We start from the raw sequence: 14,719 nt of genomic DNA on the forward strand, positions 1-14,719 counted from the left end.
GCATCGCGCTTTAGGACCAGGGTCTATTCACCAGCCAGCTTGAGCCTGGGCATGGCCGAGCCCTCACGCGCCCGCAGCCGGGCTTCCTCCCGCTGGATGTAGTCGCGGGTTATCGGCACCACACCCTGGCGACGGGTAAGCTGGATCTGGAAGTTCATCATGGCCTGCTTGCGGAACGTCATCTCGCAGGCCGCCAGATAGAACTCCCACATCAGGGCGAAGCGCTCGTCGTAGAGCTGCACCGCCTCCTCGCGCCGCGCCATGAAGCGCTCTCGCCAGGCCTTCAGCGTCTCGGCGTAGTGCAGGCGCAGAATCTCGATGTCGCAGACCAGGAGGCCCGCTCGCTCGATCGCCGGCAGCACCTCCGAGAGGGCGGGGATGTAGCCGCCGGGGAAGATGTACTTGGCGATCCAGGGATTGGTCGAGTCCGGGCCCTGCGAACGGCCGATCGCGTGCAGCAGCATGACGCCGTCCTCGCTCAGCAATTCGGCGCAGCGCTGAAAGTAGGCGTCGTAGAACCTTGCCCCGACATGTTCGAACATGCCGACCGAGACGATGCGGTCGAACGTACCGTCAATGTCGCGATAGTCCTGGAGCTGGAATCTGGCCGAGTCCGTCAGGCCCTTTTCGGCAGCGCGCGCATTGGCGACCTGCAACTGCTCGGTCGACAGCGTGATGCCGGTGAGATCGGCGCCCGCGATCTCGGCGAGATAGAGCCCGAGGCCGCCCCAGCCGGAGCCGATGTCGAGCACGCGCTGGCCGTCCTTGATGAGAAGCTTCGCTGCAATGTGCCGTTTCTTGGCAAGCTGTGCGTCGTCGAGCGGCATCTCGGGCGTTTCGAAATAGGCGCAGCTATATTGCTTGTCGGCATCGAGAAAGAGCGAATAGAGCCGGCCGTCGAGATCGTAGTGATGGGCGACGTTGTGGCGGGAGCGGGTGCGGGGATTGAACTGCTTCAGGTGCCGCGTCAGGTAGCGCAGGTGCCACCACGGTTTGGCCCAGTGCGGCAATAGGTCGGGTTGATCGAGCAGGATCGCGAGGGCATCAGCTATGGTGCCGCGCTCGACCACGAACTCGCCGTCCATGTAGGCCTCGCCGAGCCCGAGCTCGGGATTGATGAGGCTCTTCCGCTCCGCGTCCGCGGTGACGAAGCGCACCGCGACCGGCTCGCCGGAGCCGTCGCCGACCGTGAACTTCGATCCGCTTGCGCTGGTCACCGTCATCGACCCGCGCCGGATGAATTGAGACAGGAATTTACGCAACAAACGGTCCATCGACATTTCCTCTCGAGCGAACCCGAAAGATGCGACTAACCCGGCTTTCACATCTGACGCCCAGGCGCCGCAGCGGTTCCTATGCGTTTGCATCCAAATCTAGCGAGGCGGTTCCGGCCGCGCTATTGCGCTGTATTCAAAGCCGATATTCGAAAATGGCTTAATCACATCCTTGCGCGTGGAGCCTGCTTCCATTCGCGGCTCAATCGGTTAAAAGGTGACCGCCGCCGCGCCGGAGGCCGGCTGCATTCGCGGAATTCAATGGAGATGATGGGAATGTCGAGCCGAGCGCTCAGCCTCGCGACGGTATTGCTTCTGACCGGCTTCGGCGCGGCCGATACCGTTCTTGCGCAGGCGACGAACCTCGAGGCCGGCAAGACCCCGTCCCAGCTTTTCGCGCAGACCTGCAATGCCTGCCACAAGAGCCCGCGCGGACTCTTGAAGTCCGTGACGCCGGGTTCGTTGCCGGGATTCCTGCGCCAGCACTACACCACGAGCTCGGACATGGCGGGCGTCCTCGCCTCCTACCTGGTCTCCAACGGTGCCACCGACACCCGCTACCAGGCCAAGGACGGCAAGAAGGACGGCGCCAAGGAGAAGGAAGCCAACTCCGCTCCGGGCCAGTCGCCTGAGCATCAGGGCCGCCGCCACCGCTCGCAAGAGGCCGCCAGGCCGGAGGGCGAGGGTGCTGCTCCGGCCCCCGAGGGCGCGCGTCAGAAGCGCGCGGCGCGACCCGCCGAGGAAAGTGCGAAGCCGGAGGGACAGGCCGCGCCCGAGCCGCGCAAAGGCAAGCGGCGCGCCAAGCCGGGCACTGAGGAAGCCCCGAAGGTCGATGCTGCCGCCCCGGCGACCGAGGACAAGAAGAGCGAGCCAAAGCCTGAGGCCGTCAAGCCCGACAGCGCCAAGCCCGACAGCGCCAAGGCCGAGCCCGACAGCGGCAAGGCATCCGAGAAGCCCGTTGAGCCCAGGCCGGATGGCTCAAAGGTCGAGACGCGCGGCAGCGAAGCTCCGGCACTGCGATCCGACCCGGTCCCGCAGGTGACGCCGGCTGCACCTGCCGCGGCAAAGCCCGCCGAACCGGCGTCGTCCAAGCCGGCGGACGAGGCCGCTTCCAAGCTGGCCGCGCCTGCAGCGAGCCCCGAACCGGCGGCCAGGCCGCAGCAGGACCCGGCACCGCCCGCGACCGCTGCAGCCCCGCCGGCGCAGTCGTCCGGCCCGCCGGTGCCGCCGATCTCGCGCTAGATCCGCTACCCTCTCACCGACATGCGGAGGCCGCTTTCAATGCGGCCTCCGCATTGCATTGACTAAGACTAGAGTATTGCTCTAGAGTGCTACTCTAGGAGGCCTCGATGGCGGCGAGCGTGCGAGACGATCTGTTGGCAGCCGGGCTGCTGGTGTTCGACCGCGTCGGTTTCGAAGCCGCGACGGTGGCCGCGATCCGCACCCGGGCCCGCGCCTCCAACGGCAGCTTCTTTCATGTCTTCGGATCGAAGAAGGAGCTTGCCGGTGCGCTGTTCCTGGAGGTCTTGCGGCACTATCACGCCGCGGTGCTGGCCGCGCTCGATCCCGTGCCCGATGCGGAGCAGGGCATCGATCGCCTGATCCGGGCTCATCTCGACTGGGTCGTGACCAGCCGGCGCGAGGCGCGCTACCTCTTCGAGATCTCACGCAGCGAATGGGGCGAGGACGTGCGCGATGCCCAGCGCGCGCAGAACGCGCGGCTTGCCGAAGGCATCGAGCGCTGGCGGGCGCCGCTGGTTGCAGGCGGCGAGCTTTTGCCGATGACGCCGGTGATGTTCGTCAGCCAGCTCATCGGTCCGGCGCAGATCTTCTGCCGTGCCTTTCTGTCGGGGCGCGATCGCACCGATCCGCGCATTGAGGCCGACACGCTGATCGCTTGCGCCATTCGTGCGCTGAGGCCACTCGATCGCATCAACAAGCAATAGGGAGAGACCGCATGCGGGCCGAAGCTGATCCGGAATTCGCGCCAATTGCCGAACGCATCCACGCCAATGTCGGCCGGCAGGGTTTCATGAACCTGGTGGGCGCCGAGCTCTCCGAATTGTCGCGCGGCACCTGCACCATCGCCGTGGAGCGCCGGCCGGAGCTGCTTCAGCAGCACGGCTTCTTCCATGGCGGCGTTACCGCGTTCCTGGTCGACAACGCCACGACGATCGCTGCCGCGACCTCGCGCGGCCAGCCGGCGCTGACGGCCGAATACAAGCTCAATTTGTTGTCGCCAGCGGTCGGTGAAAAGCTGATCTGCCGGGCAAAGGTGATCAAGCCGGGCCGACAGGTCGCTGTGGTTGCGGCCGATGTGTTCTGCGTCAGCGACGGAGTCGAGAAGCATACGGCAACTGCGCTGGCCTCGATCGCGATGCTGAGCGAGGACGTCGCCGGCAGAACGAAAAGCCCGGCCGCCTGAGGCGACCGGGCTGATCTCTACTGCCGTCATTCCGGGGCTCGCGAAGCGAGAACTCTGGTGCGCAATTGCGCACCTGAGGTCTGGTCCTTCGGACTATCCCGGAATGACGGCTTGTGGCTTACTTCTCTTCCGCAGCCGGGGCCGGCTCGACTTCGTCGTGCTGGGCGTCCGGATCGAAGAATTCGCCGGCGGCGGCGATCGCCTCGGCCGCCGCATCGCGATCCTCGTTGCGGGTCGAGATATCCTCGCCGCGGTTGATGCGCTCGGCCTCGTCCTGGCTGCGCGCGACCGTCACGGTGATCTCGACCTCGACCTCGGGGTGAACGGCGACGGTGATCGTGTGCTTGCCGATGGTCTTGATCGGCGCATCGAGCTGGATCTGCGGGCGAGCCAGCGAAACGCCATCGGCTTCGAACGCGATGACGATGTCACGCACGTTGACCGAGCCGAACAGCTGGCCGGCTTCCGACGCCTGGCGGATCACGATGATGTTCTTGCCTTCGATCTTCTCGGCGACCTTGGACGCCTCGGCCTTCGAGGCGAGGTTGCGGGCCTCGAGCTCGGCCTTCATGCCGTCATACTTGGCCCGGTTGTCGGCGGTGGCGCGCAGCGCCTTGCCGCGCTTGAGCAGGAAATTGCGAGCGTAGCCGTCGCGAACCTTCACGACTTCGCCCATCTGGCCGAGCTTGTTGACGCGTTCCAGCAAAATGACTTCCATATTCGTTCTCCTCTTGAAGTGCTCTGTAGGTTTCAGTTTCGGGGTGACTTAAGGGGTTGGCAGTGGGGGCGGCTGCCGGCTGCGCAGGAAGCGCTCGCGAAAGCCGAACACGGCATCCGCTAGACCGAGGATGACCATGGCGATCACTGGCCATCCGAACACGACGACGACGGCGTAGGTCGAGCCGAGCCAGAATGTGCGGCTCTTCAACGCGAGTGTCAGCGTATGCAGCACGGCGAAACCGGTCAGCGCATAGGCCATCATCAGCGCGGCCGTGGCGATCTGCGCGACGATGGCAAGCAGCCCGCCGGTGAAGCAGAAGGCGAGCGCGATGCAGAGCGCCACCAGGGTCATCGGCGGCAGCTCGGCTGCCATCAGATCCGGCCAGGGACGGCGCAGCCGGCCCGACGTCGCGGTCACCTTGGCGCTGAGCCAGAGGTTGAGAGTCAGCGTCATCATCGCGATGATCGTGGCGCCGGCCGGTACCATGCGCACCAGCGCGTCGACGAACTGGCCGGCTTCGCCCGAGGTCTGCGGGTCGGTGGTGCGGAGGAGGCGCATCAGCCCGCGCCGCAGCGTACCGGTGATGGTCTCGGCGTCGCTGCCGAGCGTGAGCAGGGCGGCGATCGTGGTCAGCGTGGCGAAGCCTGCGATCCAGAGCAGGAGGCGGCCGACCGGATACCACTCGATCTCGGGCTTGGCCGGTGGTTCGCCGCCGGCGTCCGGCGCGAGGCTGCCCACCGGCCGGCCGAGCAGGGCGAGATGACCAAGCCACCAGGCCGGCAACGCGACGGTGACGGCGAAGGCGATGCAGTAGGGCAGGCCGAACAGGGCGCCGAGGCCGATCGCGGCGGCAATGCCGCCGAGGCTCGCGCAAAGCGGTCCCCAGCCGATCGCGGCGACCATCAGCGGCAGCGGTGCGAGATAGAACAGGACGAGCGAGATCATCGCGCCCGAGATGATCGAGGCGAACATCAGGGCCGACGCGGCGCCGGCGATCAGGGCAATGAGTACAAATGCCATCATCAGCTGTCCCGCTCCCTTCGAGCGGTTAGAGGCGTCGTTTGCCCCAACCATCGGCGACCGGACGACCCGGAAGCCTTATGAGTTCAGAAAGTCACGACCGGCGGCCCAGCGGCCGCCGGTCGAATTGGTCGTATCAGCGAATGACGTAGGGCAGGAGGCCCAGGAAGCGCGCGCGCTTGATGGCGCGGGCGAGTTCACGCTGCTTCTTTGCGGACACCGCGGTGATGCGGCTCGGCACGATCTTGCCGCGCTCGGAGACGTAACGCATCAGCAGCTTGGAGTCCTTGTAGTCGATCTTCGGCGCATTGGCGCCCGTGAACGGGCAGCTCTTGCGACGACGGAAAAACGGGCGACGTGCACCAGCTTCAGCCATTGTTCTTACTCCCCATCCGTGGTTTCAGCTTCGTCGCGCGGACGGCGCGGACCGCGATCGCCGCGGAAGCCGCCCTCGCGGTCACCCCGGAAGCCGCCTTCGCGCTCGCCGCGGAAGCCGCCGCCACGGTCGTCACGCTCGCGATCGCGGTCGGCCTTGCGCATCATCGCGGACGGGCCTTCCTCGAGCTCCTCGACGCGGACGCTGAGATAGCGGATCACGTCTTCGCTGATGCGCTCCTGGCGCTCGATCTCGGCGATCGCGGCGGACGGCGCGTCGATGTTGAGCAGCACGAAGTGCGCCTTGCGGTTCTTGTTCATGCGGTAGGTGAGGGAGCGTACGCCCCAATTCTCGGTCTTGGTGACCTTGCCGCCGAGGCCTTCGACGATTCCGGTCATCTGCGCAGTCAGCTCTTCGACCTGCTGCGGGCTCGCGTCCTGACGCGCGAGAAAGACATGCTCGTAAAGAGGCATGGAAGTCCTTTCCTCATGTTGGCGCATCGCCCGGCGTCAAGCCCTTGAGAGACCTTCGGAAAGGACTCTGGGATGAAGCTCAGAAGGCGGAAACACGGGACGACGGGTCGACTGGCCCTGCCACACCAAAATCACGAATGATTTGCTGAGACCGTCCGTTCAGCTCCCGGCCGGGGTCTGCGGATGCGCGCCTTATACGGATTTTGGCCGGCTTTGCAAGGTTGGGGGCAGGTTGTCGGCCCGGATCCCGCGCCGGTGAAACTGGACCACCCTCCCATACCACATCCGCTTGACCCGTTTGTTTGTATGTCATACAAATAAATCGACGGAGAGGACCTCCATGGCAGAAACCTCGGCCCGCGGGCCGCTCGAGGCGGCAGGCGATCCCAAGCACGCCGCGCGCGCGACGCGCTCGGCCGGCCGAAAAATGCGGTCGTTACTCTTGGATGCCGCGAGCCCGCTGTTTCGGGAGCGGGGGCTGTCCGGCACGGCAATCACCGACATCGCGGCCGCCGCGGACGCGTTCCCGAGCCAGATCACCTATTACTTCCGCACCAAGGAGGCGCTGTTCGTCGAATGCGCCTGCCGCGATCTGCTGTATCTGGCGCGTGCGACCGAGCAGGCGGCGCTGAGGGCGCGCACGCCGCGGGAATATACCCACGCGCTGGCCGAGACGGTCACGGCGAGCGATTCGGTCGCTTTCTTCGCGGAAGCGCTGACATTGACGCGCCGTCGCCAGGATCTCGCACCGCTGGTCGAGCGGACCATCGAGCGCCTGCACGGCGAAGGCGCGCGCGCCTATGCCAGCCAGGTGGCGCGGCACGGCTGGCGCTCCCTGCGCGCGCCCGACGAAAGCTCTCGGCGGTTCTGGGCCGTCGCCATCGGCGTCATTCTCGAAGGCTACGCCATGGGCCGTTCGCCCGAGGAGCTCTGCGCCGAGATGCTGCGCGTGCTGGGCGAGCAGGCGAAATCCACCGGCGACACCGGGCGCCTGCGTCTCGTCGAGGAGGCCGGCGCGTCCAGCGATTCGAATGGAGAGGGTAGGCCATGACCGCGCTTCGCATGCGTGCCCGCGATTTCCTGACCGACGATCAATTGGCCGACGTGCGCCAGCGCGTGACATGGAAAGGCGCTGCGCTGATCGCGCACGCCTGGGCGCTGATATCAGGGGCGATCGCCTTGGTCGCGTGGTGGCCCAATCCGATCACCTACGTCCTCGCCGTCGCCATCATCGGCTCGCGCCAGCTCGGCCTTGCGATCCTGATGCATGACGGTGCGCATGGCTGCCTGTCCGCCGACGAGAAGACCAATCTGGCACTGAGCCAGTGGTTCTGCGCCTATCCGCTGTTTGCGGAGACGCGCAGCTACCGGCGCTATCACCTGCAGCATCATGCGCGCACCCAGCAGGAGGACGATCCCGATCTCGTGCTGTCGGCGCCGTTTCCGATCACCAAGCTCAGCTATCGCCGCAAGTTCGTTCGCGACATCACCGGCCAGACCGGCTACCAGCAGCGCAAGGCGCAACTACTCAACGCGCTTGGGCCAAAGGACTGGCCGTGGCGGCAGCGCGTGGCGCATTTCTGGGAGAAGCTTGGCCCGCAATGTGTCGTCAACGCGATCATGTTTGCGGCGCTCGCTGCGGCTGGCGTGTGGTGGGCCTATCCGCTGCTATGGCTGGTGCCGCTCCTGACCTGGATGATGGTCATCACCCGCATTCGCAACATCGCAGAGCACGCCGTCGTCCCCGATAGCAGCGATCCCCTGCGCAACACCCGCACCACGCATGCCAATTTTCTCGAGCGCCTGTTCATTGCGCCGTACTACGTGAATTATCACCTCGAGCATCATCTCTTGTTCTACGTGCCCTGCTACAATCTGCCGAAGGTGCATTGTCTCCTGAGTGCGAGCCGGTATGCCGGCCGCATGGAAGTGCAGCCGAATTACGCGGCGGTGCTGCGGCTGGCGACGGCCAAGCCGAACCGCGAGGATCGGCCGGGGCAACTCGTCAACAGTGCGCGCCGCGCGCAGGCCGGGGCGGAAGTCGATGCCAACCAGACCGCCGGCGGGTTTTGAGGGGGCGCATTCCCGGTTGAATGCCGGCCGAAGCTCCCATCTCAGCTTGACAGTGCAGCCCCGGACGGTGTCTACGGCCCCCTTTGGAGCATGATCCGGAACCATGGCCTAAGGCCGTGCCACATCGGCTGCCGGTTCTCGCAGGGACCATGCCCGACAAGCAGGGAGCGCCGATGACGGCTGCATTCACATTTCCTGGGCAGGGTTCCCAGGCGGTCGGCATGGGCAAGGCCCTGGCCGACGCCTTTCCGGTGGCGCGTGCCGTGTTCGACGAGGTCGATGCCGCGCTTGGCGAGAAGCTGACGGCCATCATCTGGGAAGGTCCGGCCGAAACCCTCCAGCTCACCGAGAACGCCCAGCCGGCGCTGATGGCGGTGTCTGTCGCCACGTTGCGCGTGCTGGAGGCCGAGGCTGGTTTTTCCGTGGGACGAGATGCGGCGTTCGTCGCCGGTCATTCGCTTGGTGAATATTCGGCGCTGGCCGCGGCCGGCAGCCTGACGGTTTCGGATACCGCCCGTCTGCTTCGCACGCGCGGTCTCGCAATGCAAAAGGCGGTCCCGGTCGGCGCCGGCGCGATGGCCGCGCTGCTCGGTCTCGACTACGAAGCCGCCATGGAGGTCGCCAACGAGGCGGCGCAGGGCCAGGTCTGCCAGGCCGCCAACGACAATGGCGGCGGGCAGGTGGTGGTCTCGGGCGACAAGGCCGCGGTCGATCGCGCCGTCGAGATCGCCAAGGCCAAGGGCGCCAAGCGCGCGATGCTGCTGCCGGTGTCCGCGCCGTTCCATTGCAAGCTGATGCAGCCGGCTGCGGACGCCATGGCGGCCGCGCTGGCCGAGGTCACGATCAAGGCGCCGGCCGCGCCGCTGGTGTCGAACGTGCTGGCGAGCGCCATCACCGATCCCGACGAGATCCGCCGCCGCTTGGTCGAGCAGGTCACCGGCACGGTGCGCTGGCGCGAGTCGGTCGCTTACATGGCCGGGCAGGGCGTCACCCGCTTCTTCGAGATCGGCGCCGGCAAGGTGCTGACAGGTCTCGTCAAGCGCATCGCGGACGGTGCCGTGGGCGTTGCGGTCGGCGGTCCGAACGATATTGCCGCCGCCAGGGATGCATTGGCCGCCGCGAAGCAGGCTTAAAGCGCGACGAATGGTCGTCGCGCTTGAGTTCTCGAGTTGACGCACGATCTTTCCGGAAAACCGCTGCGCATTTTTCCGGGTCGTGCTTTGGAGGAGTTATCGATGTTCGATCTGACTGGCCGAAAGGCGCTCGTCACCGGCGCGACCGGCGGCATCGGCGGCGCGATCGCGCAGGCGCTGCACGCGCAGGGCGCCACCGTCGCGATATCGGGGACGCGGAAGGAAGTGCTGGACGAGCTTGCGGGCAAGCTCGGCGAGCGCGCCCATGTGCTGCCCTGCAATCTTTCCAAGGCCGACGAGGTCGAGGCGCTGGTGCCGGCTGCGGAAGCTGCGATGGGCCAGGTCGACATTCTCGTCGCCAACGCGGGCATCACGCGCGACAACCTCTTCGTGCAACTTCGTGACGAGGACTGGGACGAGGTCATCAACGTCAATCTGACCGCGACCTTCCGCCTGGCGCGCGCCGCGACCAAGCTGATGATGCGCAAGCGCTTCGGCCGCATCATCGCCATCACCTCGGTGGTCGGTGTCACCGGCAATCCGGGGCAGGGCAATTATACTGCGTCGAAGGCAGGCCTGATCGGCATGATCAAGACGCTGGGTGCCGAGTACGCCAAGCGTGGCGTCACCGCGAACTGCATCGCGCCCGGTTTCATCAAGACGCCGATGACGGATGCGCTCAACGACAAGCAGCGTGAAACGATTCTAAGCAAGGTTCCGGCCGCCCGCTTGGGGACGCCCGAAGACATTGCGGCAGCCGCGGTCTACCTGAGTTCGAACGAAGCGTCCTATGTCACCGGGCAGACCATCCACGTCAACGGCGGCATGGCCATGATCTGACGCCTCGTGCCGCACTGCCGTCAAGGCGGTGCCGGATGCCGGATGCGGCAAACGGCCGTTTCCGGAGCGAAATGAGGCTTGTAGTCAAGGCAATTGAAGTATGATAACCGGACCTTCAACGGATGGGCAAAGAACGCCATTGCAGGTTTTTGAAACCCTGTATATTGGCGATGCGGAGCCTTTGGCCGTCGTTCGCCGGGCCTGCATCGGTTAGGATGGGCCAAATCAAGTTCGTAAGCGAAGGCAGTCAAACGACCACGACGGCTCGTATCGTCCCGGGGGGTCGGGTCTACAGGGAACAACACGAGGTTAAGCAATGAGTGACATTGGCGAGCGGGTTAAGAAGATCGTGGTCGAACACCTTGGTGTTGAGCCCGAGAAGGTTGTCGACAACGCGAGCTTCATCGACGACCTCGGCGCCGACAGTCTGGATACCGTCGAGCTGGTGATGGCGTTCGAGGAGGAATTCGGTTGCGAGATTCCGGACGACGCTGCGGAAACGATTCTCACCGTCGGCGACGCCACGAAGTTTCTCGAGAAGAACGCGAAGAGCTAAGCTCTTCATTTTCGCGGGGACAACATTGAAACCGGACGGGCCGCTTCGCAGCGGTCAGCCGGTTTCTTGTTATTGGCCGTGAGTCTTTCGATGCGGAGTTTTCGGATATGAGGCGGGTTGTCGTCACGGGCCTCGGCATGGTCTCGCCACTCAGCTGTGGCGTCGAACCGACCTGGAAGCGCATCCTCAACGGCGAAAGCGGTGCGCGCAGGATCGAGAGCTTCGATGTCTCCGATCTTCAGACCAAGATCGCCTGCACGGTCGTGCGCGGCGACGGGACCAACGGCAGCTTCAATCCCGACAAGTGGATGGAGCCGAAGGACCAGCGCAAGGTCGACGACTTCATCATCTTCGGCATGGCCGCGGCCGGCCAGGCGCTCGACGACGCCAACTGGCATCCCGCGACTGAAGAGGACAAATGCGCGACCGGCACCATGATCGGGTCCGGTATCGGCGGGCTCAACGGCATCGCCGAAACCGCCATCCTCCTGAAGGAGCGCGGACCGCGCCGGGTGTCGCCGTTCTTCATTCCGGGCCGCCTGATCAATCTCGCCTCCGGCTACGTCTCGATCGCGCACGGGTTGAAGGGGCCGAACCATGCCGTGGTCACGGCCTGCTCGACCGGCGCACATGCGGTCGGCGATGCTGCCCGCCTGATCGCACTCGGCGATGCCGATGTGATGGTCGCGGGCGGCGCCGAGTCGCCGATCAGCCGCATCGGCATTGCCGGCTTCAACGCCGCGCGCGCGCTCTCGACCGGTTTCAACGAGACACCCGAGAAGGCCTCGCGTCCCTACGACAAGGACCGCGATGGCTTCGTGATGGGCGAGGGCGCCGGCGTCCTCGTGCTGGAAGAGCTCGATCACGCCAGGCGCCGCGGCGCCAGGATCTACGCCGAGGTGATCGGCTATGGCCTCTCGGGCGACGCCTATCACATCACCTCGCCGTCGCCCGACGGCGATGGCGGCTTCCGCAGCATGTTGGCGGCGCTGAAGCGCGCCGGCCTCACGCCGTCCGATCTCGACTACATCAACGCGCACGGCACCTCGACGCCGCTCGGCGACGAGATCGAGCTCGGCGCGGTCGAGCGTCTGCTCGGCAATGCCGCCTCCAAGGTCGCGATGTCCTCGACCAAGTCGTCGACCGGCCATCTCCTCGGCGCGGCGGGTGCGATCGAAGCGATCTTCGCGATTCTCGCGATTCGCGACAACGTCGTGCCGCCAACGATTAACCTCGACAATCCGTCGGTCGAGACTGCGATCGATCTCGTGCCGCACAAGGCGAAGGAGCGTGAGGTCAACGTCGCGTTATCGAACTCTTTTGGTTTTGGCGGTACCAATGCGTCGGTGATCTTCCGGCGCTTGGCCAGTTAGTTTGCGTTTGAGACGAAACCACCGTTTTGCCGCATTCGGCGATAGTCATGGACGTGGGCGCGTGCATTTTGGCAGGGCAAGCGATTGTCGGCCGCGTTTGAACCGGCAGGATTCAGGTTGTTTCGATGAGTGAAAGGCCGCCCATTTCACCCCGGAGTCCGCGGGCAGCGCTCGAGCCCGAGCAACTCCCGCCGCCGCCCAAGCGATCGGACCGCGCGCGCAACCCGCTCGTGATCGTCGGCAACGCCATCATCACCCTTCTACTGATTACCATGCTCGGTGCCGGCGGCGTCTACTATTACGGACGGCAGATGCTCGAGGCGCCGGGACCGCTGAAGGACGACAAGATCGTCAACATCCCGCAGCGCGCGGGCAAGCGTGACATCGCCGAGACGCTGAACAGGGAAGGCGTGACCGACGTCAACCCCTGGGTGTTCATCGCCAGCGTCGCCGCGTTGAAGGCGAGCTCGGACCTCAAGCCGGGTGAGTATTCGTTCCAGAAGAACGCGTCGCTGCGCGACGTCATCGCCACCATCGTCGAGGGCAAGGTGGTGCAGCATGCCGTCACGATTCCGGAAGGCCTGACCTCCGAGCAGATCGTGGCACGGCTGTCCGACAACGACATCTTCACCGGCAGCGTGCGCGAGCTGCCGCGCGAAGGCACGCTGTTGCCGGAGACCTACAAATTCCCGCGCGGCACACCGCGCGAGCAGGTGGTCCAGCGCATGCAGCAGGCGCACAAGCGCGTGCTGGCCGAGATCTGGGAGCGCCGCAATCCGGACATTCCGGTCAAGACGCCGGAGCAGCTGGTCACGCTGGCGTCCATCGTCGAAAAGGAAACCGGCAAGCCCGACGAGCGCAGCCGCGTCGCCGCGGTGTTCGTCAACCGATTGAAGCAGAGGATCAAGCTGCAGTCCGATCCGACGATCATCTATGGCCTTGTCGGCGGCAAGGGCACGCTGGGCCGTCCGATCAAGCGCAGCGAGATCACGCAGCCCTCGCCCTACAACACCTATGTGATCGAGGGCCTGCCGCCGGGCCCGATCTCCAATCCGGGCCGGGCCTCGCTCGAGGCCGCCGCCAATCCGGCCCGCACCCGTGACCTCTATTTCGTCGCGGACGGCACCGGCGGGCATGCCTTCACCGAGACCTACGACGCGCATCAGAAGAACGTCGCGAAGCTCCGCGCCATGGAGAAGCAGATCCAGAACGACACGGTCGAGCCGGCCGAGGAGGCGCAGCCGCCGGCGGGCAGCGCGCCGGCTGCCGCCGATACGCCGACCGCGACCACGCCGGCGCGGCCGAGCCAGCAGAAAAAACCGCCGGCCACCCGCCCCGCCAATCCCGCGCCGGCCCGGCAGGGCGCGGTGCAGTCCGCGCCGCCGGTGGTCCAGCGCTAAAGCATGATCCGGAAAAGTGCGCAGCGGTTTTCCGAAAAGATCATGCTTTAGGCTTGCGGAGCTTGCCTGCGGACATTGCGGATTCCACTTTCCGGCAAAATAGTCTTAAGATTCGCGTGGCTTGATAGCCTCGCGAATCCCGTGTTCCTGGAGAATCTGAACCGATGGCGCTGTCGTCCATGACCGGCTTTGCCCGAAGCCACGGCGCGAGCGGGCCGTACACGTTCGAATGGGAATTGAAGTCGGTCAACGCCAAGGGGTTTGACCTCAGGGTGCGGCTGCCGCAGGGCTTCGAGGAACTGGAGGCCCATGCCAAGAAGCGCGCCGGCGAGCTTCTGTCGCGCGGAACGGTCTACGCCAATCTGAACGTCAAGCGCACCAATGCGGCCGCCACGGTCCGCATCAACGAGGACGTGCTCAATGCGGTCCTCAAGGCCGCCGCGCTGATCTCCGGCAAGGTCGACGCGGTGGCGCCGAGCATCGACGGCCTGCTCGCCATCAAGGGCGTGGTCGAGATCGCCGAGCCCGAGGGCGACGAAGAGGAGGACAAGGCCGCGCGTGCCGCTGCGGCCGAAGCCTTCGACAAGGCGCTCGCCGACCTCGTCGAGATGCGCAGGCGCGAGGGGATTTCGCTCGGGCAGATCCTGACCCAGCGTGTCGACGAGATCGAGCAGCTCGCGAGCAAGGCGGAAGCTGCGCCGGGCCGCAAGCCTGAGGCGATCAAGGCGAAGCTCGCCGAGCAGATTGCAGCCCTGCTCGACACCTCCGACCGGTTCGATTCCGACCGCCTGATGCAGGAGGCGATCCTGATCGCGACCAGGGCCGATATCCGCGAGGAACTCGATCGCATCGCCTCCCACATCGCGCAGGCGCGCGAGCTGATGGGCAAGGGCGGCCCGATCGGGCGCAAGCTCGACTTCCTGGCGCAGGAGTTTCACCGCGAGGTCAACACCTGCTGCTCGAAGTCGAACGACATCGAGCTGACCAACACGGGCCTCGCCATGAAGAACGTGGTCGAGCAGTTCCGCGAGCAGGTCCAGAATCTGGAGTGATCG

At 65.6% G+C, this 14,719-nt stretch carries 16 protein-coding genes; 11 read left to right on the forward strand and 5 right to left on the reverse strand.

The features are described 5' to 3' along the window. Window positions 1–23 precede the first annotated feature (23 nt). A complete protein-coding gene (locus ACM42_RS24900; protein WP_271530372.1) occupies window positions 24–1,274 on the reverse strand; it encodes an SAM-dependent methyltransferase in 1,251 nt (416 codons plus the stop codon). A gap of 276 nt (window positions 1,275–1,550) precedes the next feature. Between ACM42_RS24900 and ACM42_RS24905 the strand changes: the two genes are divergently transcribed. The 3 genes from ACM42_RS24905 (at window position 1,551) to ACM42_RS24915 (ending at window position 3,699) form a co-directional block, all read left to right on the forward strand. Further along, a complete protein-coding gene (locus tag ACM42_RS24905) occupies window positions 1,551–2,516 on the forward strand; it encodes a hypothetical protein (RefSeq protein WP_271530373.1) in 966 nt (321 codons plus the stop codon). A gap of 107 nt (window positions 2,517–2,623) precedes the next feature. Next, complete coding sequence (locus ACM42_RS24910; RefSeq protein WP_271530374.1) at window positions 2,624–3,220, forward strand: TetR/AcrR family transcriptional regulator; 597 nt, start codon at window positions 2,624–2,626, stop codon at window positions 3,218–3,220. Between the two features lie 11 nt (window positions 3,221–3,231). Then, window positions 3,232–3,699 carry a PaaI family thioesterase gene (locus ACM42_RS24915; protein ID WP_271530376.1) on the forward strand — a complete coding sequence of 156 codons (468 nt, stop codon included), beginning with the start codon at window positions 3,232–3,234 and terminating at the stop codon, window positions 3,697–3,699. Window positions 3,700–3,817: 118 nt separating this feature from the next. On the opposite strand, the gene rplI is transcribed toward ACM42_RS24915, so the two are convergent. The 4 genes from rplI to rpsF form a co-directional block, all read right to left on the reverse strand. Next, window positions 3,818–4,417: a 50S ribosomal protein L9 gene (gene rplI, locus ACM42_RS24920; protein WP_194387725.1), complete on the reverse strand. Its 600-nt coding sequence runs from the start codon at window positions 4,415–4,417 to the stop codon at window positions 3,818–3,820. 48 nt (window positions 4,418–4,465) lie between these two features. Then, a complete protein-coding gene (locus tag ACM42_RS24925; protein ID WP_271530377.1) occupies window positions 4,466–5,443 on the reverse strand; it encodes a DUF2232 domain-containing protein in 978 nt (325 codons plus the stop codon). 133 nt (window positions 5,444–5,576) lie between these two features. Further along, window positions 5,577–5,816, reverse strand: coding sequence for a 30S ribosomal protein S18 (rpsR, locus tag ACM42_RS24930; protein WP_007592020.1), 240 nt, complete (start codon window positions 5,814–5,816; stop codon window positions 5,577–5,579). A 5-nt stretch (window positions 5,817–5,821) separates the two neighbouring features. Next, the gene (gene rpsF, locus ACM42_RS24935) at window positions 5,822–6,289 is read right to left on the reverse strand and encodes a 30S ribosomal protein S6 (protein ID WP_024338128.1); all 468 of its coding nucleotides are present in this window, start codon (window positions 6,287–6,289) and stop codon (window positions 5,822–5,824) included. A 340-nt stretch (window positions 6,290–6,629) separates the two neighbouring features. Here rpsF and ACM42_RS24940 point away from each other — a divergent pair, with 340 nt between their 5' ends. The 8 genes from ACM42_RS24940 (at window position 6,630) to ACM42_RS24975 (ending at window position 14,716) form a co-directional block, all read left to right on the forward strand. Next, window positions 6,630–7,340, forward strand: coding sequence for a TetR/AcrR family transcriptional regulator C-terminal domain-containing protein (locus ACM42_RS24940; RefSeq protein ID WP_271530378.1), 711 nt, complete (start codon window positions 6,630–6,632; stop codon window positions 7,338–7,340). Continuing rightward, window positions 7,337–8,362 carry a fatty acid desaturase family protein gene (locus tag ACM42_RS24945; protein WP_271530379.1) on the forward strand — a complete coding sequence of 342 codons (1,026 nt, stop codon included), beginning with the start codon at window positions 7,337–7,339 and terminating at the stop codon, window positions 8,360–8,362. The genes ACM42_RS24940 and ACM42_RS24945 overlap by 4 nt, the downstream gene beginning before the upstream one ends. Window positions 8,363–8,535: 173 nt before the next feature. Further along, window positions 8,536–9,495 (forward strand): ACP S-malonyltransferase, encoded by a 960-nt coding sequence (gene fabD / locus ACM42_RS24950; protein WP_271530380.1) that lies wholly within the window; start codon window positions 8,536–8,538, stop codon window positions 9,493–9,495. A gap of 102 nt (window positions 9,496–9,597) precedes the next feature. Next, the gene (gene fabG / locus ACM42_RS24955; RefSeq protein ID WP_271530381.1) at window positions 9,598–10,335 is read left to right on the forward strand and encodes a 3-oxoacyl-[acyl-carrier-protein] reductase; all 738 of its coding nucleotides are present in this window, start codon (window positions 9,598–9,600) and stop codon (window positions 10,333–10,335) included. Window positions 10,336–10,651: 316 nt separating this feature from the next. After that, complete coding sequence (locus ACM42_RS24960) at window positions 10,652–10,891, forward strand: acyl carrier protein (protein WP_008551805.1); 240 nt, start codon at window positions 10,652–10,654, stop codon at window positions 10,889–10,891. Window positions 10,892–10,998: 107 nt separating this feature from the next. Then, window positions 10,999–12,264 (forward strand): beta-ketoacyl-ACP synthase II, encoded by a 1,266-nt coding sequence (gene fabF, locus ACM42_RS24965; protein ID WP_271530382.1) that lies wholly within the window; start codon window positions 10,999–11,001, stop codon window positions 12,262–12,264. Window positions 12,265–12,389: 125 nt separating this feature from the next. Beyond that, on the forward strand, window positions 12,390–13,664 hold the full coding sequence (gene mltG, locus ACM42_RS24970; protein WP_271530383.1) for an endolytic transglycosylase MltG: 1,275 nt from the start codon (window positions 12,390–12,392) through the stop codon (window positions 13,662–13,664). 164 nt (window positions 13,665–13,828) lie between these two features. Then, complete coding sequence (locus tag ACM42_RS24975) at window positions 13,829–14,716, forward strand: YicC/YloC family endoribonuclease (protein ID WP_271530384.1); 888 nt, start codon at window positions 13,829–13,831, stop codon at window positions 14,714–14,716. Window positions 14,717–14,719 lie beyond the last annotated feature (3 nt).

The organism is Bradyrhizobium sp. CCBAU 25338, assembly GCF_028128965.1.
Lineage (GTDB): Bacteria > Pseudomonadota > Alphaproteobacteria > Rhizobiales > Xanthobacteraceae > Bradyrhizobium > Bradyrhizobium liaoningense.